The following is an 18,791-nucleotide window of genomic DNA, read 5'->3' as shown; positions in this document are numbered from 1 at the left end:
GCTGAGCTGACCACTCCTGCTTTTTTTGCGTACAGTTGCACAGCGCTGGCTACCCTGATATTGCTGCTCTTTGCCTGCCCACTACCTATGAAATTTTCCACCTTCTGGCGGCTGTTGGCGGCTGGCTTTGTGCTACTCCTGTTGTTGCTGCTGGGTGGCGTGTGGCTGCTTGGGTCGACGTACGGACGGGAGCAGGCCAAAAGGCTGCTACGCCAGCGGGTGAGCGAAAACACAGATCTGGTGGTGTCGCGGTTTGAGGTGGATTTCTCGCCCCTGCGCGACTTTCCGCACTTCACCATCTCGGTGCGCAACTTTGGGCTGACCGATACGGCTCATCAGCAGCTGGTGCCCGTGCTGCGGGTAGGCCGCGCCGATGCCCGTTTGGAGCTGAGCCAAATCCTGCGCGGCAAGGTCCGCGTGACCCGCTTGCAGCTCACCGACGTGTTTTTTCATCAGCAAGTCGATTCGCTGGGCCGCCAGTGGGGCCTACGCGGCAAACGGCGCCACGAGGCCGGCTCTGGTCCGCCCCTCAACTTCAAGCTGGACTCGCTGGTGCTTCGGCGTCTGCACCTCTCCACCCGCAACGACTACAAGCACAGCACCTTTGCGGCTATGATACATCAGGCGCGCCTCTCGGCGGTGGTGTACGATGGGCAGGCCCGCCTGCGTGGCACGCTGGCCGGGCAGCTGCAATACCTGCGCACGCGGGGCAACACGCTTTTTGCGCAGGAGCCAGTGCAGGCGCAAATCCGCTACCGCTATGATTTTCGGCAGCGCCAGGGCAAGCTCTGGCAGACCTACGCTACCCTCAACGGTGACACTGTGCGCGTAGGCGGCACCCACACCGCCGCCACCGACCGCGAAACCGGCTCGCGTCTCAACCTGCGCATGGTGGGCCAGCAGCCGCTGCTGGATGTGTTGCGCACCGCCCTACCCCCCAACCTGCACGCCTACTTGGCTGATGCGCACAGCCCCAGCAAGGCGCATATCCGTTACACCATTCAGGGCTTGAGTGGCCCTACCACCCGGCCCCACAACGTGCTCACGTTTCGGTTGCGCAACGCCCGCGTAGTGTGGCCCGATTCAGGCCGGGCCATCCGGCGCTGGGACCTGCTGGGCCGCCTAGACAATGGCCCGGCCCACGCCCCGGCTACCACTACCCTCTCCCTACCCCGTTGCCGCATCTACTCCTCAGCCGGAAAGCTGGATGCCGAGCTAACGCTCCGCAATTTTGTGCGTCCCTATTTGGTGGGCCGGGTGCGTGGCCAGACTGAGCTGCGCAGCCTGGCCACTATTGTGGCTCCGGGCTTGTGGCAAGCCCAGCAAGGCACTGCTACCCTAGATTTGCGTTTGCGCGGGCCGCTGCCTACCGGGCCTAATCCCGCCCGTGCCCTACCCGCCATGCGTATGCACGGCACCATAGGGCTGCACAATGCTAATTTCGTTGTACCTACCCGCCACGCCCACATCACCAACCTGAACGTGCAACTGGGCCTACAGGACAGCCTCTGGACGCTGCGCAACTTATCGGGGCAGTTGGCCGGGATGCGCTTCCGGGCCAATGCCCGCACAGTGCATTTGCTGGATTATCTCACCGACCAGTACCCAACTACTACTGTATCGGGCCGGTTTGTGGTGGAGGAGTTGCACGTGCCGCGCCTGCGCTACCTGCTGGCTAGGCCGGCACAAAAACGCATTAAGGCGGCTGGCAAGGGCAACGCAGCCAAAGCTATGACCCGTTATGCTAACCTGTTCCCGACGGGCCTGCACCTGAATGTGCAGCTACGCTGCAACCAGCTAACCCTACCTTCCGATACCCTGCACGACCTGGCCGTGCAAGTGCGCCATGATGGGCGACGCGTACAACTCACCAACCTGACAGGACGTGTGTGGGGTGGGCAAGTCAGCGGACAGGCGAGCTGGCCCACCGATACTACCGGCAAAATCAGGCCCGTGGACGCGCAGCTGGCGTTGCGTTTCGGGACCATCAATTACCGCCAACTCCTCACGCGCCTGAGCCGTCCCGCAGGACAGAAACGCGCCGCCCGCCGCGCCGCCGGTGCTGACCCTGACCCTTCGCTGCGCGAGTTGTTGCTGGAGTCGAGCGGACAGCTCACGTGTGAAATAGACCGGGTAAATCTGCTTACAGGTGAAAATCTACGCAAGCTGCGGCTGCGCTTCGATAAGCAGGGGCCGAGCCTGCGTGTGCCCTACCTCACGTTTCGGACCAGCGACGGGGGCACGGGCCGGGCGCAGGCCCGCGCCGACATTGAAGGATTGCGCCTCACCTCAGCCCACGCCGACGTTGATTTCACCTACCGCACGCTCAACGTACAGCGGCTGCTACGGCTGCTGGCGGGCCTCAACCCACCCGACGACTTATTTGCCCCGCGCAGCCCGGCCAAGCGGGCGGCCCGACGCGCGGAGCCCGCCTGGGGCGTGTCGCCGCTATTCGATGGGACCATTACGGCCCAGGTGCGCGTACGCGCCGACCGGGTGCGTTACGCCGTGTTGCAGGGCACCCAGTTTCGGCTGCGCTCTACCCTGCAAGCCGGCTCGGCGCGGGTGGAAGAGTGCACGCTTCAGGCTTTTGGGGGTGATGTGGCACTGCGCGGCCGCCTGCGCACCGATGCTGAGATGGGCCACCACCCCCTGCACGTGCAAACGCGCCTGCGCAACGTGCAGCTCCCCGCCCTGGCCGAGGTGGCCGAAGTACTCAACCTGAATGCCCTGAGCAGTGCCAACGTGCGCGGTACCATGCAGTGCGAAGCCGACCTGCGCACCGACCTCGACGCCGAGTTCCTCCCCCACCTCAGCCAAACCCTGGGCTACCTCAAAACTGACATCCAAAACCTGGAATTGCTGAACGTGGTGGTGTTGCAGGATGCGCTTAAGCTCATCAGCAAGGAGCGGGCCGGGCACCTGTACTTCGAACCTGTGAAAGCCGAATTCTTTCTGGACCGGGGCCGTATCCTGATTCCGCACCTACCTCTGCACAGCAACCTTACCAGTATGTCGGTGAGTGGCACGTACTCGCTGAATGGCCCGGCCAACCTGTACGTGGGGCTGAATCCGTTTCAGGCGCTTTTCGGCAATAACCAAAAGCGGGTAGCACGCATTCAGGCAGGCAAGCGGGTGCGGGCGGTGCGGCAGTTGCTTTATGTGAACCTGCGGCGCGAGCAGCCTGGCCCTTTCAAGGTGCGCCTGTTCAAGAAGAAAGAACAACGGGAACAACAAGCTACTATTGAGCAGGAATACCGCACCCTCCTGCGCCAACAGCCGCTGGATACTACTATGCAATTGTTGCAGTAGAAATCTTTCGCTAGCCAGAAAAAACCGCTTCTTTATGTCCTATGCAACGTTTCGTATTGATTCTATCTCCGATAATTATTCACCTTTTTGTTATCTAATATTCCTATGGTCAAGTATTTTCGTTTCGCAGGCGTTGGGCTAGTATTGCTGTTGCCTGTGTCTGTGTTGGCTCAAACTGCGCCAGCAACTAAGCCATCCTACCTACGTTTGGGCGTAGGCACTGCATACGATATGAGCGGCTATTACCGCTGCACGCGTTTAGCGTTGGAGTACGCCCCTACCCTATCCCGGCATTTTGGAGCAGCAGGCCGGGTAGTAGGCGTTTTCGGCAAGCCCGACAATAAGTTGGAGCGACAGTTACCCAATCAAGATTACAAAGCTGGCTTTGTGGAAGCAGAAGGAATTTACTACCCCTTCGGCACCGACAAGCGCGTATTATTTGGAATAGGTGCTGGTGGCTTTGCGGGCTACTACCAAAAAGATAGCTACTCTTATTTGCAGGCCACATCGGGTCAGGTAAATGCGTACGAACTGTATTCCTACCGAGGCCCATACGCGGGCGTCCTCTTTTCTCTCAATCTCGATGCTGCGGTTGGGGCAAAACAGCTGTATCGAGTAGGCGCAAAAGCCACCGTGCAAAACGGTATAAATGGCGGCAGAACGTCTACCTACAACCTCACGCTGGCCCGGCGTCTGTGACCTAGCTTGTTTTTAGTAGCAAAACGGCCCTACCTATCATCAAAAGCCTACTCCCCGCTGCTGTTTGCATTTGTGCGAATAGCAGCGGGGAGTAGGCTTTTGATGGTTCCGGATCTGTTAAAAATTGGCTGTTTCGTCGCTACGAAGCTGCCCTAACTGCCGCACCGTGAGGTAGCCCAGCAGCAAAAACACGCCGTAGAGCAGCGTGACGCCCCAAGTCCCCAAGTGAGCAAAAGGATGCAAGATGCGGCTCATGATATCATAGAATAGCATAAGTGGATTAGTAATAATATCCCAGCTATTGAAGCGCAGGTAGCGGCCCAGATACACGCCGAAGCTACTGAGCAGCAGCGCTACGGTAGCAAATCCCCAGCCCACGGCCGCACCCAGGCGGCGCTGCACCAGCATTTGCATATCCAGCAGGGAGGCGTAGGCCAGCATCAGGCCGTTCCAAGCGCAGGAGAGCAGCAGGGCCAGGTCGTACCAGTAGGGCACTCCGGCGCGGGGCGTGAGGTGGAACAGGTCGGTGAGGATGTATGGTGCGTTGGGGAAAAACAGCAGCCACACCGCCCCTACCGGCAGCAACACCCGCGCCCGCAGGGGACGGTCGGTGAGGCCCAGCAACATGCTCAGGCCAAACGGTATAAAGGCCAAAAACAGGTTCCAGAGCAAAAACACGAAGGTCAGCTCCCGGGTATATACCACGCGGCAAGCAATCAGCATAAAGCTGAGGGTCAATGAGATGCCCAACAGCAAGATGAGCCCGAGGCGCCGACGCAGAAACGGCGCGGGTGCGTGTAGAGTAGTTGTAGCCATACGCTAAAGACGGCGCCGAGCCTATGGCACCGCGGCCGGCTACCTGCCGGCTTGTTTTCTCCGAAGATACAACGCCCGGCTCAAAAACCCGGCGTAGCACCGGCCCGACTTCTGTAATACCTTTGCGCCCGCTTCCGCCGTACACTCCGGCAAGCTTTCTCCCTTTTCCCTGATTTCTGCTATTTCGCTATGCGGCCTTTTTCTTTTATTCGACTGCTTTATGTGCTGGGTAGCGCCTTGGCACTTCCCAACGTAGCCCACGCGGCCTGGGGAGCGCCCTTGCAAACGCCTACCCCTGCCACCCCCGAGCAGAACACGCGCTACCAAAACGGCAAGCTTCTCCTAGACCAGGGCAGCTACTTGCTAGCCATGAAAGAGCTGGAGCCGCTTACGCCGCCCGCTGCCCGCTTCGAGCGTGCCCCCGAAGCCGCCTACCTCTACGCCGTGGCCGCCACTCGCCTGAAAAAGTGGCCCGAGGCCGAGCAAATGCTCAATCTGCTGCGCACCGAGTACCCTACCTCCGCGCTGGTGCCCGACGCCCTGTACCTGCAAGGACAGGTGTCGTTTGAGCAAGGCGAGCCCGACAATGCCTTGCGCACCTTGCAGCAGCTACCCACCGGCAAGTTGAAGGCCGAGCGTGAGGCCATGGAAATCAACTACCTGGCGCGCCTTAATGACCGCGCCCTGTTTCAGACGCTGTTGCAACGCTATCCGCAAAACGCTACCCTCGGCCGCGTCTACGCCGACAAGCTGCTGGGCGGCTGGTACACACCCGCCGATAAGGCGACACTCGCGCGGCTGGTGGAGCAGTTCAAACTGGACCCTACCCGCTACACGCCCCGGCAGGTAGGCGCTGCCAAAAAGAACAGCTACAACATTGCGGTGCTGCTACCCTTTGAGTTCACTGATGTTGCTCAGGCGCGCCGCACGCAGTTCGTCACGGACCTGTACGCCGGCATGCGCCTGGCCCAGGACTCGTTGCAGCGGGAGGGCCGCCCGGTGCAGGTATTCGCCTATGATACCGGCGCCGACACCTTGCAACTCAAGCGGGTGCTGGCCCTACCCGAGTTGGCTTCAATGGATCTGATTATCGGGCCGGTGTATAAGTCGGGCAGCAAGATTCTGGCCCGCTACGCCCAGCAGAAGCAGATTATTACGGTCAATCCATTGTCGCAGGACGGGGAGCTGGTGCAGAACAACGCCTGGCATTACCTCTACGAGCCCAGCTCGGCCACTCAGGGTCAGCAGGCGGCCCGCTTTGCTCTCAATACCTTCACCAACCGCACCGCCGCTATTCTTTACGACAACACCAGCGACGACGCGGCCTTTGCCCAGGCCTATAAAGCGGCCTACGAGGCGCAGGGTGGCAAAGTGAAGCTCATGCGCCGCGCCGTGGGCACCAGCACCGATTCGGTGTTTGCGCAAGGTTTCGTAGGCTTCGATCTGAAGTCGGTGGGGCACTTGGTGGTGGCCTCTACGGGCCGGCGGGCGGGACCGTACACCTTCAAACGCTTGCAGGCCCAGAAGGTAACCATGCCTATCATCACCTACGCCGCCTGGCTTGACAATCCTAGCGTTAGCCTCAACCAACTTGATGCCCGCGACGTGTACATGCTCTACCCCCACTACCTCGACCCCGGTGCCGTGGGCGTACGTCGCTTCCAGCAACTCTACGCGCAGCAGTACAACCTGCCGCCGTCGGTTTTTGCCAACATGGGTTTCGAAATGCTGTACTACTTTGCCCAGCGCCTGCACGATGCTGGCCCGGCTTTTCAGCAGCAATTGTCTGATTCTGGTCCAGTTTCGGGCGCGTTGTTCCAAGGCATCGGCTACCCCGGCGGCGCCCACGACAACCAGTACGTGCCTATCGTGAAGCTGGAACGCATGAACGTGGAAGTGCAGAACCCGGTGGGTCAGCAGTAGCATTACTCTTTCTATCTGTCATCCTGAGCTTGCGAAGGACCTTCTCACGGCTGAACGACTATCGTAACAACGAATCATTCAGCCGTGAGCAGGTCCTTCGCAAGCTCAGGATGACAGATGATGATGGAGCGACACGAATGATAAATAGCAACCTTTTTCCCTTCCTACCCGCATCTTTCCGGCCTTTTGGCTGTTCTATTTCTTTTGCAACCATATGGGCTTCGGCCCTTTTCTGATTCTATGCTTTCTTCTGATTCAACGATTTCTCCTACCCTGACGCATACCCAAAGCGCGGCTCTGTTTGAGCAGGCCAAGCACCATATTCCTGGCGGGGTTAACTCGCCGGTGCGGGCGTTTCGGGCAGTGGGCGGCCATCCGGTGTTCATGCAGTCGGCGCAGGGCGCGTGGCTGACGGACGTAGACGGCAACCGGTACATGGACTTCATCAACTCCTGGGGTCCTATGATTCTGGGCCACGCGCCGGAGGTGGTGCTCACGGCCGTGCAACAGGCCCTACCCCACTCGCTGTCGTTTGGGGCGCCTACCCGCCGCGAGGTGGAAATGGCCGAGCTGATTAAGGAGATGGTACCGAGCATCGAGAAAGTACGCCTGGTAAACTCCGGCACCGAGGCCACAATGTCAGCCATTCGGGTGGCGCGGGGTTACACCGGCCGCCCCAAGATTTTGAAGTTTGAGGGTTGCTACCACGGCCACGGCGACTCCTTCCTGATTGCGGCCGGCTCGGGTGCCCTCACCCTCGGCACCCCCGACTCACCCGGCGTCACCAGCGGCGTGGCCCAAGATACCCTTACCGTACCCTTCAACGATCTGGAGGCCGCCCGCCAGGCCGTTGAAGCCAATCCCGAGCAGATTGCGGCTCTCATTCTAGAGCCGGTAGTCGGCAATATGGGCTTGGTGGCCCCTGCCGACGGCTACCTGCAAGGTCTGCGCGATTTGTGCACCCAGCACGGCATCGTGTTCATTTTTGATGAGGTGATGACTGGTTTCCGCCTTGCGCCGGGTGGTGCCCAACAACGCTACGGCATTGTGCCCGATATGACTACGCTAGGCAAGATCATTGGCGGCGGTATGCCTGTAGGCGCCTACGGTGGCCGCCAGGATATTATGGACCAGGTAGCGCCAGCTGGCAAGGTGTACCAGGCGGGCACTCTTTCCGGCAACCCTATTGCCACGGCCGCTGGCCTAGCGCAACTGCACTACTTGCAAAACCACCCCGAGGTATACGAGCAGCTAGAGCGCACCACCACCCGCCTCGCCGACGGCACCCGCCAGATTGCCGCCGACCTGGGCCTGAACTACACTGTGAACCAGGTAGGCTCCATGTTCAGCCTATTCTTCACCGACCAGCCCGTAACAGACCTCGAAACTGCCAAACAAGCTGACTTAGAAGCCTTCGGGCGCTACTTCCGCGCCATGCTCAACCGCGGCATCTACTTGGCCCCCTCACAGTTCGAGGCGCTGTTCGTGTCTACCTCTATCACCGATGAGCTAGTAGAGCAGTACCTCACCGCTTGCCGCGAGTCCTTGCGCGAAGCGCACGGGATGTAGGGGTGGTGAAGTAGTACGTAGTGAATAAAAAGTACGTCTGTCATCCTGCGCTTGCGAAGGACCTTATGTCAGTGGAACGACAAGCGAAACAACGACTCGTTCTACGGTGATAAGGTCCTTCGCAAGCGCAGGATGGCAGACGTACTTTTTATTCAACACCGCTACTTCACAATTTCACCACTTCACCTCTCTCCATTGCCTACCTTTGCGGCAAATCTGCGCCGCTATGTTTCAAGTCCGTTGTTTGTTTTTAGTTGTATTGCTGACGTGGTTGGCGCCGGTGGTGGTATGGGCGCAAGTTGAAACACCTGCTGCGGCCAACAAGCGTCTGTTCGACCGCACTGTGGACGAGTTAAATTTCCGCACCATGGAAACCGTCTACGACAAAACGTTTACGCGTCGCAAGTTCCCGGTGTCGTTGCGCACGCAGCAGCAGCGCAGGCAGTTCGACGACTTCAACGGTAATGCGGACCTGAAAAAGCTGTTTTTGAACTACAACGACTTGTCGGAGCGCTTCAAAAACCGCTTTGGCAAAGGCCGCACCGATCTGGCCGAGTTTGAGCGCCAACTCAATGGCTTGCTGATCGACAAGAATTTCGAGTTCTTCATTAGTGTCATCCCGCGCGACGAACGCATTGCGCTTATTCGCGCCGAGCAACGTATCATCAAGCAGGCCACCGCTCAGTTCAACGCCTCGCAGGACCCCACGCCCGATGAACTGGCCACTGATGCCGCTACCGTGCCACCGGCTGATGCTACTACCCTACCCTCCGGCGATGCCTCGGAGCTAGAGGACGTAGCGCCCCAGCCCGAGGTTGTAGTGCCTAGCTCCGGCGGCCCCATCATCCGCTCGGCCGACGTTCCCAGCACCCACGACTGGTTTGACTATCTCACGCTAGCATTGGCCTTGGGCAGCTCCTTAGGCCTGCTCTATGTGCTCACCAGCGTGCTGCCCGAGATGCGCGCCCGCCTCAACGAGCTAGATCCTACTCACGCCACCCGCTCCTCCGACTCACTTCCCTCCGACCGATACGAGGACGAATAGCTTTAATTAATAATTGAAAATCAGAAAGTAAAGGATAAGGCATATATGCTGTTACAACAGCCATTTGACTGTCTTTACGCTCTCCATTCTTAATTATTAATTCTTAATTTTTAATTGAAAACATGATTCTTACCGATCAGCAGATTCTCGCCGAGATAGAGCGGGGCAATATTGTCATTGAACCGTTTGAGCGCAACTGCCTCGGCACCAATTCCTACGATGTGCATTTGGGCCGCTATTTGGCCACGTACAAAGACAGTGTACTAGATGCTCGTAAACACAACGAAATCAGCACGTTTGAGATTCCGGAAGAAGGCTTCGTGCTGGAGCCCGGCGTGCTGTACCTGGGCGTGACGGAGGAGTACACCGAGAGCCACGCGCACGTACCCTTCCTAGAAGGCAAGAGTAGCGTTGGCCGCCTTGGCATTGATATTCACGCCACGGCCGGCAAGGGCGACATCGGTTTCTGCAATACCTGGACGCTGGAAATCAGCGTGTCGATGCCCGTACGCGTGTACTACGGCATGCCAGTGGGCCAGCTAATTTACTTTGCCGTGCAAGGCGACGTACAGACGTTTTACAACCGCAAAGCCAACGCCAAGTACAACGACCGCACCGACAAGCCCGTGGAGTCGATGATGTGGAAAAACAGCTTTTAGAGGACATCACTACCCAATAGTTGCCTGTCTACTGGATGAAGCGCAGGCTTGAGCGCTACCCATTGCAACCCAGTTGTTTGCTACTTCAGCTAAACTACTTCGCGCCCGTATGCGTTAGAAAGAACACGCTGGCGGGTAGCGCTTTGGCTATACTGGCTGGTATTTGATGTTGAACTGCTCCTACTGTATACTCATGAAAAAGCAAATTGCTACCGTTGCGCTGGTCTTCGTAGCCGCTCTTGGCGCGCAGGCGCAGCAGGTTTCTACGGTTATTCCCCGCGATAAAACTCAGAGTACGCCTCGCCTGAACGCCCAGGAAATCAAAGCTGACCGCCTCTCGGCCCAAATGGCCCGCGACCTACGCTTGAATGGTTACCAGTCGGGTCGGGTACAGGCTATTAATGCTGCCCAGGCCAAGAAAATGGCTACTATTGCGCAGCAAAATGCGGGTAACCAGAAGGCTATTGATCAGCAGTGCGACGAGGTGTGCCGGCAACGCGACGCCGCTTTGCGGGGCGTGCTGAGTAACGATCAGTACACCGACTACTATGGCCAGCGCGCTGCGTACAACAAAGTCGCGAAGGATTTTGCCATGCAAAACGCCGATGCTCAGTTTGTGAAATCAGTGCGCGACCCGGCACCAGTTAGCTCCAATGACGCCACTATTGGTCCTGCTAAAAGCACCACGGATCCGCGCCCGGCTGCTACCCGCGCCCGCGGCGCTGCCAAGGCCGACGGCAGCCGTTAACAACCGATACTCCATCATACAAAAGGCCCCGCCAACTACATGGCGGGGCCTTTTGTATGATAGGATAGAGCAATGGGCGCAACGCTTACTTGGCTTTGCGCTCTTCTTCTTCGATATGGTCCATCAGCTCACGACACACTTCGCGGATGCGCCGGGCCATTTTATCATCGCTGGTAGCGGTTTGCAGGCTCTCGGCCATGGCACCCATCGTATCCACGTAGAAACGCTTCATGTCGTCTACGGGCATGTCTTTGGTCCACAGGTCAATCTTCATGGTGCCGCGCTCGTCCCGGTCCCACAGGGCAATGTTGATGGCCTTGGCAAAGTGAATGTTTGGCCCCGCATCGGTGGCCTGCCAGCTAATGGCCTCGGGTACCTTCTGGTCGTCGAGGGCAATGCTAAAGTGAATTTCGGACTTCTTCATAGTGAATGAGTAAATGGTTGAATGGCCAAATAGTTTTCTATTTGGTCGTTCAAAAGAAAAAGCAGAATGGTTTAATACGAAAAATGGTCAGCCGTGCGTACGACCAACCATTTAAAAATCAAACTATTCAGCCCTTATACATAGTTGTTCAGCATCACGGGCATCACCAGCATCAGGATGTTTTCGTTGTCATCCGGCGTGGTGGGCATCAGCAGGCCAGCGCGGTTGGGCGTGCTCAACTCCAGCGTAATCTCCTCAGAGTCAATATTCGACAGCATCTCTTGCAGGAAGCGGGCATTGAAACCAATTTCCATGTCTTCGCCGTCGTACTGGCAGGCCAGCACTTCTTTGGCTTCGTTGGAGAAGTCCAAGTCTTCGGCCGAAACCGTCAGCTCGGAGCCCGCTAGGCGCAGGCGCACCTGGTGGGTAGTTTTGTTGGAATAGATGCTGATGCGCTTTACCGTGTTCAGAATCTCCTGCCGGCCGATGATGAGGCGGTTAGGGTTGCTCACCGGAATTACGTTCTCGTAATCGGGGTAGCGCTCATCAATCAGGCGGCACACTAGGCGCATCTGGTTGAAGCTGAAGAAGGCGTTAGAAGTATTGAACTCCACCGTTACGGGCGTAGCCTCTGAGGGTAGGGCGCCTTTCAACAGATTGAAGGCCTTGCGCGGAATGATGATGTTGGCAGTCTGGCCCGCGCCCACGTCGGAGCGACGGTAGCGCAGCAGGCGGTGGCCGTCGGTAGCCACAAAGGTCACCTGGTTGTCGGCCAACTGCACCAGGATGCCCGTCATGGCCGGGCGCAGCTCGTCGGTGCTTACCGCGAAGATGGTCTTGTTAATAGCCCGTGCCAGCGACGACGACGGAATTTCTACCGGCGCCGAGCCTTTCACCACCGGCACGCGGGGAAAGTCGGTGGCATTCTCACCGGCCAGCTTGTAGCGGCCGTTTGAGCTAGCAATTTCGATGGTATAGGTTTCCCCATCCAGCGTGAACGTCACGGGCTGGTCGGGCAGGTTTTTGAGCGTATCGAGTAGGATGCGAGCCGGGGCGGCAATGCGGCCGCTTTCGCGGGCCTCCACGGGCAGCTCCGTTATCATCGACGTTTCCAGGTCAGAGGCCGTAATCGTCAGCTTGCCGTCCTCAATTTCGAAGAGAAAGTTCTCCAAAATAGGCACCACGGGGTTGTTCGTGACTACGCCATTGATGCTCTGGAGCTGCTTGAGCAAGGCGGAAGACGAGACGATAAATTTCATATCGGCGGGGTGTTTGGGCTTTAGTAAGTAGAGAGCAAAGATAGGAAACCGCTACCGGAGTTTTCTACTTGCCGGAACGTCATTTCATGTTGAACGTCATTGTGTGCAGCACCTTCTTTTAAATCGAACGTCATTCCGAGCTTGCCGAGGAATCTCGCGTGTTGATGTGAGATAGTATCCACCATCAACACGCGAGATTCCTCGGCAAGCTCGGAATGACGTTCTTCTACCCTACCGCTTGTTCACATCCACCGACTGATAGCCAATGAGCAGATCGGCGCGGGTGCCAGGTGGGCGGTAGTACACCAAGAGGTCGTACTGGTTTTCGGTTTCTTGGTGCGAGCCTTCCCACATCACGCTATTGGGTCCTTGGGGAGTTTGGGTGGCGTAGATGTAGTTATAGTAGCCCTGCTTCAACAGCACGGTTTTGGTGTAAAGCTGCGCTGCGGCATCGTACGTCAGCCGGAACTCGTCGCGCAGTTGCCAGTCGGTGAGTTGGCCCAGCACGTACACCGGGCCGGGCGCGGCCTGCTCAGCGTGCAGTTGAAAGGTGACGTTGGCGTAGTCGGCATTGGTGTCGCCGTTGCCGTACTCGCGGCTCTCAAACAGGCGCTGCCCATTGATGTCGGGGTACTGGGTGTAAGCCTCCCCAGCGCGGCTGGCATCGGGGTTAAGCAACACGGCTTTCGGCACCGATTGCTGGTCCAGCTTCAGCATCCCTACCCCCATCACCTGCAAGGAGCGCATATCAAACGGCCGAAACTCGCTAAGCCCTGGAAACGTGTTTTCGAAGTTAAAGTACTGATACTCCAACCGCTGCTCTGCGTCCCGCACGAAGGTAGGGCGCAGGTTGTACTTGGCATTGTCCCACCGAAAGTTCTGGCGCAGAATCACTTTCAGCTCCTGCGAGGGGTTGATGATGGGGTAGCCCGCGTAGCTGATACCGAAGTTGAGCTGTTGCAGGGTATAGCGTTCAGCACCCGCTGCAATAGGGCCAGGCTGCAAAAACAGCTGCACGTTGGTATCATACACCAGCAGGCGGCGCGAGAGCAGGGGCGTGTTGCCGGGACCCTGCACCACCAGCAGGTAGTTGCCGCTGAGCTTCACGCGCGGCACTTGCAGCTTGTAGTGAAAGTAGGGCACCTTCGTGCCTACCGACGTGCGGTAATCGGTAATAAGCTGGTCGTTGATCTGGTCCAGAAACTGAATATCCGTCAGAAGCGACGGCTTCCAGTCCACGTCGCAGTGGATGAGCTTGGCCGTGAGGCGTTGGCTCTGGCTGCCCAGCACATCAAACTCCAGCAGGATGGGTAGGCCCTGCGAAAGCGGCACCACGGGCGGCTGGAAGATGTCGGTGTTGCCGCTGGTGCCCACGTAGCACTGCACCGAGCGCACGTTGGGGTCGTAGATGTAATCCTGATAGCGCAGGGTTTTGTCGGCGTAGTACTCCGGCGTGGTTTGCTGGCCGGGGGTAGGCGCGGCCTGGCGCGTGGTATCGGTGCTGGTAATAGGCGTGCCCAGCGGTACGCAGCCGGCAGTCAGGAGTAGGGAAAGCAGAATCGGAGAAAGGCGCATAATGCGAATGTACGGCTGGGTGGGCATTTTGCTATTGCAAAGGCTACCGCATCACAAGGGAATCAATTCTCTCTCAAAAAGCGAAGCCTGATAGGGAGGTGCTCAGAAAACGAAAAACACAGCACGCCAGGTAGCACCACGCAGCTACGTTCATCAATTTCAGAGGTTATTTCAACCGGACCTCCACCAGCATATCGTTCCTTAACGCTCGCTGTAGTACAACCTTGCCCTGTTGGACAACCTTTACCTGGAGCTTACCTCTTACTCTGCGAAGGTCAACATCAAAGGTCGTGTTAAACGCTTTCACTTGGCTGATAGTCAGATGGTCCCACGTAGTTGGCAAGTTTGGGCGTAGGGTGAAGGAGTTGAACCCCGTTGGTTCGAGGCCGAGTATGCCTTCGGTGAAGATCCGGCAATACAAGGCGCTTTCGGCGGATAGGTGCGCCATGCCGTTTTCCGGCCAAGCTTCCACGGCATAGGGTACCCGAAAACCAGTTAGACGCGTGGTGGAGTAGGACATTAAGCGCTCCAAGGCCCGATCCGCTGCGCCCGCCTTAAAGGCTCCACGAAACGCATACAGGCTTCCTCGGTCCCAAAACACTTGCGGGGAATCCGTCCCTGGTTTCCGTTCGGTCAGGACGCCGTTGGCCGACCACAATTTACCGAACAACGCATCCAGCGTGCCGGCTTTGCGTTGGGTTAGGCCCACCACCAAGGGTAGGCAGATCCAGCTCCTTAACGTCGTATTTTCTTTGTAGTATTTATACGTGTGCAGGCCTTCTATCTCCGCCCCAAAATGCTTCTCAATAGCCGTTGCTACTCGCTGCGCACGTTGTTGATAGGTTGAGTTCAGGGCGGCGGGCTTCTGCATGGCCCTCACTAACCGAGCCGCTTGAATCAACGCCCCGTAGTATAAGGACGAGGTGGAAAGATTGGCTGAGCCAGAAGGGAAACGACCTTCCAACTCGTCGCTTTCCGACGCTACAATGCCCTCCGACGTGGTTCGTTTATGGCAGTAGTCCAAGCACCACGTAATCAAGGGCCATAGCTCCTCGGCTTTTTTCTTATCGCCTGAGGCGAGCAGAAAGTGCGTGGCGCCAAATGCAATCATCGCCGCGTCGCCGCGGTCACGCTCTCCGAAGGGAAAGGTGACATCCATTTCAAACGAAGCCCAGATTTTGCCTCCGTCTTTGGGCAGGTTGCGCTGAAAGATGCGGTAGGCGTTCATAGCGGCCTCTACCCCGTTTTGATACCCCAAATAGGGAAAGAAGGGGCCGCTGTACTCGGCTTGGTCATTGGCCCAGATTCCGACGTAATAGTTGCCGCCACCTGGCGAATGGACCAGCCCGTAGCGGGAGCGAAAAATGCTTTCCGCGGTCCGGATCTTGGAGAAATAGAACAAAGTATTAATGACCTTGTCGGGCGAGTGCAGATGCAGATTGGTGGCGATGCTATCCAGGAACGTATCGCGGCTTCGCTCGATTGCGGCTACGGAGACGGGTGGCTCTGCTTCGTCGTTTAGCGTTGCGAGGAAGTAAATGCCAAAGTCATACTGCTTTCCGGGTTGTAAGGTGATGTTGCGCTTGGCATCGGTGAAAACCCTGCGGCGGTACGTGCCGTGCCAGCCTGCCTCTTCTTGTTTGAGTTCAGTGGCTCCAATCCCTACCGTACGGGGCGTCTTGCCAGTGTTGAGCAAGGTCCACTTCTCCACCAAGCAGCGGTCTTGCATCGAAGGAAAGAACGAACGAACCACGGTAAGGCCGTCTCGTTCCTTGAAATAAAAGCTGATTTTGCCGTTGATCCTGACGGAGTCTAACACGCCGGTTTCGTACTTTTTGTCCGCCAGGGTGAGAACGGGCAAGAGGTCATCCGTGTAGGTATCGCGCAGATAGGCGCGGTATAGCGACTCGTTCGATTTGGTGTATTTGCGCAGTTGCGGAAAGAGAATGTCGCGGGTAATGTGCAGTTGCTTCTCCTTCGTGACCTCGTAGCGGATGATGCCGGAAACCTGCGTGCCCGATAGTTCAATATTGTCGTTGTGGGGAAGCCTCGTTTCACGGGTCAGGTCCCAGGTGATGCCATTGTCTGCATTCGGATACCAGAATAACTCCTTTTGGTGCTGAAAGTCTTGTGCCTGACTTTGGGTGACACTACCAACAGATAAAATAAATAGGATGGCCCTACAGGCTCTCGTAAGCAATAAATAGGTTCCAGAAGTCAACGTCATAGGGTGCTTGGTTCTATGTGCCGCCCCAAGATACTGAGAGAACTTGTGCCACTTAAAGCAGCACCTCATCGAGTGCAGAATAGTATCCGACCGGTAACAGTGGCGGTGTAGGCGATTCGGCGGGTTTGCATACCCGTGTCAAGTCAACACTACTAAAAATTAAAAAGCCCCGCCAGAAGCATAACGCTTCCGGTGGGGCTTTTTAATAGCAGCAGATAATTACATTTCCGCCAACATTTCCCAACGGTCATTCAACTGAGCCAACTCCTTTTTCACCTGCTCAAATTTGAGGGTAGCGTCTTTCAGTTGGGCCGCGTTTTGGTAAATCTGCGGGTCGGCGAGTTGGGCTTCGTATTGGGCCAATTCCTTTTCCCGCTCGTCAATCTTCTTCTCTACCTCAGCCAACTCTTTTAGAGCTTTTTTCTGGTCGGGGGAGGGGGTTTTGGCGGGGGAAGCGTCGGCTTTCTTCTCCTCTTTGGGTAGGGGCTTGGGGGCCGAGGGTGAGGGTAGGCCGGCCTTTTTGGCCTCCTTCTCGCGGTCTTCCTGCCACTGCTCGTACTCGGCGTAGGTGCCGGGGTACTCCTTCAGCTGGAAATCCTCGATGTACCAGATTTTGGTGGCCACGTTCTCCACGAAGAAACGGTCGTGGCTGATGACGATGAACGTACCCTCGAACTGGTCCAGGGCCTGAATCAGGATGTTCACCGACTGCATATCCAAGTGGTTGGTCGGTTCGTCGAGCAGCAGGAAGTTGGCTTCCGAAATCAGCGTTTTGGCCAGGGCCACGCGGCTTTTCTCGCCCCCACTCAACACCTTGATTTTCTTGAACACCTGGTCGCCGGTGAACAGGAAGGAGCCTAGCACGGTGCGCAGCTCCATTTCGTTGCGCTTGGAGCCGGCCTCAATCATCTCCTGCAAAATCTCGTTTTCGATGCGCAAGCTTTCCAACTGGTGCTGGGCATAGAAGGCCATAATCACGTTGTGACCCAACTGGTGGTTGCCAGCGGTAGGCGCCTCTGTGCCGGCCACTAGGCGCATCAGGGTAGACTTACCCTTACCGTTGGCGCCAATCAGCGCGATTTTGTCGCCGCGCTCGATGTGCACGTTGGTGTCGCGGAAGATGGTTTTCTCGTCATACTTCTTGGTCACGTGCTCCATGCGCAGGATGTGGCGGCCGGGCTGCACCGAGAAGCGGAATGAGAAGTTGACCTTGGCCGCCTCGGGTGCTACGTCCTCAATGCGGTCCATCTTGTCCAAAGCCTTTTGGCGGCTTTGGGCCTGCTTGGCCTTGCTGGCTTTGGCTTTGAAACGCTCGATGAAGCGCTCTGCCTGCCGGATGGCAGCCTGCTGATTTTCGAAAGCACCCTTCTGAATCTCGTTGCGCTCCTCCTTCTCTACCATGTAGTAGGAGTAGTTGCCGGCGTAGGGCACCAGCTTGCCGCCCGTTACCTCTACCGTGGTATTGGTGGTGCGGTCCAGAAACTCGCGGTCGTGCGATACGATGATGACAGCGCCTTCGTAGCCGGCCAGGTAGTTCTCAATCCACTTGATAGAGGGTAGGTCCAAGTGGTTGGTGGGTTCGTCGAGCAGCAGCAGGGAGGGTTGTTGCAATAGGATTTTTGCCAGCATCACGCGCATGCGCCAGCCACCCGAGAACAGCTTCAGGGGCTTTTGCAGCTCCTCCGTCGTGAAGCCCAGGCCTTCCAGAATTTCCTCGGTGCGGGCCTGCATGGTGTAGCCGCCCAGCGCCTCGAAGCGCTCCTGCAAGTCGGCCAGCTTATCCACCAGGTCGTCGGTGTAGTTGGTTTCAAATTCCAGCAGCGTCTCGTCGATCTGCTTCTGCAAAGCCAGCGCCTCGCCAAAGGCCTGCATGGCCACAATAAGGATAGGCTCGTGCGAGTCGTAGCTCAGCAAATCCTGGTTCAGGAAGCCTAGGGTAACCTCCTTGCCCATGCTGATGCTGCCACCGTCGGGCTTGTACTCGCCCACCAGGATGCGCAACAGCGTCGATTTGCCCTGCCCATTCAGCCCAATCAGGCCGATTTTGTCTTTGGGCTTAATGTGGAGGTTGGCCCTGTCGTAGAGCGTGCGCGAGCCGAAGTGAAAGTCTAAGTCGTTGATGGAAATCATTTCCTACTTTGCTGTAAGGGGGCAAAGGTAAGGAACTCTGCGCGCTAGTGTAAGCACTACCCTGTCAATCCATCAGCTAATGCTAACTGAAACCTTTCTTTCCCGGCTCGAATATTCCCTGTCTGCGGCACTCCACAACTCGCGAGATACAAGTCTCCGACGTTACTGGTGCGATGGTATTCTGGAGGCAGAGCGAGAAGCTGACAATTCGCAGGAACAGGTAGTCAAAAGTCGAAAACTTACTCTGCGAGCGTGGATAGATGAGGGTAAACGTAAAGGTGGTGGCTCGTCAGTTCAGAATCTCTACCGTTTAAGTTTATTCCTTGGTCCACAATCCTTCTTAGCGTATACACAAGGGCGCAGTTTGGAAACCTGGGTAGTAGCTTCTCCTCCTGGTGATTGGTT

Annotated in this window: 13 protein-coding genes; 7 read left to right on the top strand and 6 right to left on the bottom strand. The window is 57.2% G+C overall.

What is annotated here, in order from left to right; genetic code table 11:
* Positions 1–87: 87 nt before the first annotated feature.
* A complete protein-coding gene (locus tag J4D97_RS01220) occupies positions 88–3,312 on the top strand; it encodes an AsmA-like C-terminal region-containing protein (RefSeq protein ID WP_208306024.1) in 3,225 nt (1,074 codons plus the stop codon).
* 231 nt (positions 3,313–3,543) lie between these two features.
* Positions 3,544–4,011 (top strand): hypothetical protein, encoded by a 468-nt coding sequence (locus tag J4D97_RS01215; protein WP_208306023.1) that lies wholly within the window; start codon positions 3,544–3,546, stop codon positions 4,009–4,011.
* Positions 4,012–4,128: 117 nt separating this feature from the next.
* Here the strand turns inward: J4D97_RS01215 and J4D97_RS01210 are convergent, their stop codons facing one another.
* On the bottom strand, positions 4,129–4,827 hold the full coding sequence (locus J4D97_RS01210; RefSeq protein ID WP_208306022.1) for a DUF1361 domain-containing protein: 699 nt from the start codon (positions 4,825–4,827) through the stop codon (positions 4,129–4,131).
* A gap of 189 nt (positions 4,828–5,016) precedes the next feature.
* Between J4D97_RS01210 and J4D97_RS01205 the strand changes: the two genes are divergently transcribed.
* From J4D97_RS01205 to J4D97_RS01185, 5 genes are all read left to right on the top strand, one after another.
* Positions 5,017–6,750, top strand: coding sequence for an ABC transporter substrate-binding protein (locus tag J4D97_RS01205; RefSeq protein WP_208306021.1), 1,734 nt, complete (start codon positions 5,017–5,019; stop codon positions 6,748–6,750).
* 240 nt (positions 6,751–6,990) lie between these two features.
* A complete protein-coding gene (gene hemL, locus J4D97_RS01200; RefSeq protein ID WP_208306020.1) occupies positions 6,991–8,319 on the top strand; it encodes a glutamate-1-semialdehyde 2,1-aminomutase in 1,329 nt (442 codons plus the stop codon).
* Positions 8,320–8,545: 226 nt separating this feature from the next.
* A complete protein-coding gene (locus J4D97_RS01195) occupies positions 8,546–9,364 on the top strand; it encodes a hypothetical protein (protein ID WP_208306019.1) in 819 nt (272 codons plus the stop codon).
* A 122-nt stretch (positions 9,365–9,486) separates the two neighbouring features.
* Complete coding sequence (gene dcd / locus J4D97_RS01190) at positions 9,487–10,023, top strand: dCTP deaminase (RefSeq protein WP_185283193.1); 537 nt, start codon at positions 9,487–9,489, stop codon at positions 10,021–10,023.
* Positions 10,024–10,216: 193 nt separating this feature from the next.
* Positions 10,217–10,771 carry a hypothetical protein gene (locus J4D97_RS01185; protein ID WP_208306018.1) on the top strand — a complete coding sequence of 185 codons (555 nt, stop codon included), beginning with the start codon at positions 10,217–10,219 and terminating at the stop codon, positions 10,769–10,771.
* Positions 10,772–10,856: 85 nt separating this feature from the next.
* On the opposite strand, the gene gldC is transcribed toward J4D97_RS01185, so the two are convergent.
* The 5 genes from gldC to J4D97_RS01160 form a co-directional block, all read right to left on the bottom strand.
* Positions 10,857–11,195, bottom strand: coding sequence for a gliding motility protein GldC (gene gldC, locus J4D97_RS01180; RefSeq protein WP_185283191.1), 339 nt, complete (start codon positions 11,193–11,195; stop codon positions 10,857–10,859).
* A 134-nt stretch (positions 11,196–11,329) separates the two neighbouring features.
* Positions 11,330–12,454, bottom strand: a complete 1,125-nt coding sequence (dnaN, locus tag J4D97_RS01175) for a DNA polymerase III subunit beta (RefSeq protein ID WP_208306017.1) — start codon at positions 12,452–12,454, stop codon at positions 11,330–11,332.
* Positions 12,455–12,685: 231 nt separating this feature from the next.
* On the bottom strand, positions 12,686–14,029 hold the full coding sequence (locus tag J4D97_RS01170; protein ID WP_185283189.1) for a DUF5103 domain-containing protein: 1,344 nt from the start codon (positions 14,027–14,029) through the stop codon (positions 12,686–12,688).
* Positions 14,030–14,195: 166 nt separating this feature from the next.
* A complete protein-coding gene (locus J4D97_RS01165) occupies positions 14,196–16,256 on the bottom strand; it encodes a hypothetical protein (RefSeq protein WP_208306016.1) in 2,061 nt (686 codons plus the stop codon).
* 219 nt (positions 16,257–16,475) lie between these two features.
* Positions 16,476–18,386, bottom strand: a complete 1,911-nt coding sequence (locus J4D97_RS01160) for an ABC-F family ATP-binding cassette domain-containing protein (RefSeq protein WP_208306015.1) — start codon at positions 18,384–18,386, stop codon at positions 16,476–16,478.
* Positions 18,387–18,791 lie beyond the last annotated feature (405 nt).

The organism is Hymenobacter defluvii, from assembly GCF_017589435.1.
GTDB classification, from domain to species: domain Bacteria; phylum Bacteroidota; class Bacteroidia; order Cytophagales; family Hymenobacteraceae; genus Hymenobacter; species Hymenobacter profundi.
The sequence above is the reverse complement of the archived record's forward strand: the minus strand, read 5'-3'. Positions and strand labels throughout refer to the sequence as shown.

Coding starts and splice junctions, on each gene's coding strand:
- J4D97_RS01170 (WP_185283189.1), bottom strand. CDS start 14,029: ATGCGCCTTTCTCCGATTCTGCTTTCCCTACTCCTGACTGCCGGCTGC.
- J4D97_RS01165 (WP_208306016.1), bottom strand. CDS start 16,256: ATGACGTTGACTTCTGGAACCTATTTATTGCTTACGAGAGCCTGTAGG.
- J4D97_RS01185 (WP_208306018.1), top strand. CDS start 10,217: ATGAAAAAGCAAATTGCTACCGTTGCGCTGGTCTTCGTAGCCGCTCTT.
- J4D97_RS01160 (WP_208306015.1), bottom strand. CDS start 18,386: ATGATTTCCATCAACGACTTAGACTTTCACTTCGGCTCGCGCACGCTC.
- J4D97_RS01210 (WP_208306022.1), bottom strand. CDS start 4,827: ATGGCTACAACTACTCTACACGCACCCGCGCCGTTTCTGCGTCGGCGC.
- J4D97_RS01195 (WP_208306019.1), top strand. CDS start 8,546: ATGTTTCAAGTCCGTTGTTTGTTTTTAGTTGTATTGCTGACGTGGTTG.
- J4D97_RS01215 (WP_208306023.1), top strand. CDS start 3,544: ATGAGCGGCTATTACCGCTGCACGCGTTTAGCGTTGGAGTACGCCCCT.
- J4D97_RS01205 (WP_208306021.1), top strand. CDS start 5,017: ATGCGGCCTTTTTCTTTTATTCGACTGCTTTATGTGCTGGGTAGCGCC.
- J4D97_RS01220 (WP_208306024.1), top strand. CDS start 88: ATGAAATTTTCCACCTTCTGGCGGCTGTTGGCGGCTGGCTTTGTGCTA.
- dnaN (WP_208306017.1), bottom strand. CDS start 12,454: ATGAAATTTATCGTCTCGTCTTCCGCCTTGCTCAAGCAGCTCCAGAGC.
- hemL (WP_208306020.1), top strand. CDS start 6,991: ATGCTTTCTTCTGATTCAACGATTTCTCCTACCCTGACGCATACCCAA.
- dcd (WP_185283193.1), top strand. CDS start 9,487: ATGATTCTTACCGATCAGCAGATTCTCGCCGAGATAGAGCGGGGCAAT.
- gldC (WP_185283191.1), bottom strand. CDS start 11,195: ATGAAGAAGTCCGAAATTCACTTTAGCATTGCCCTCGACGACCAGAAG.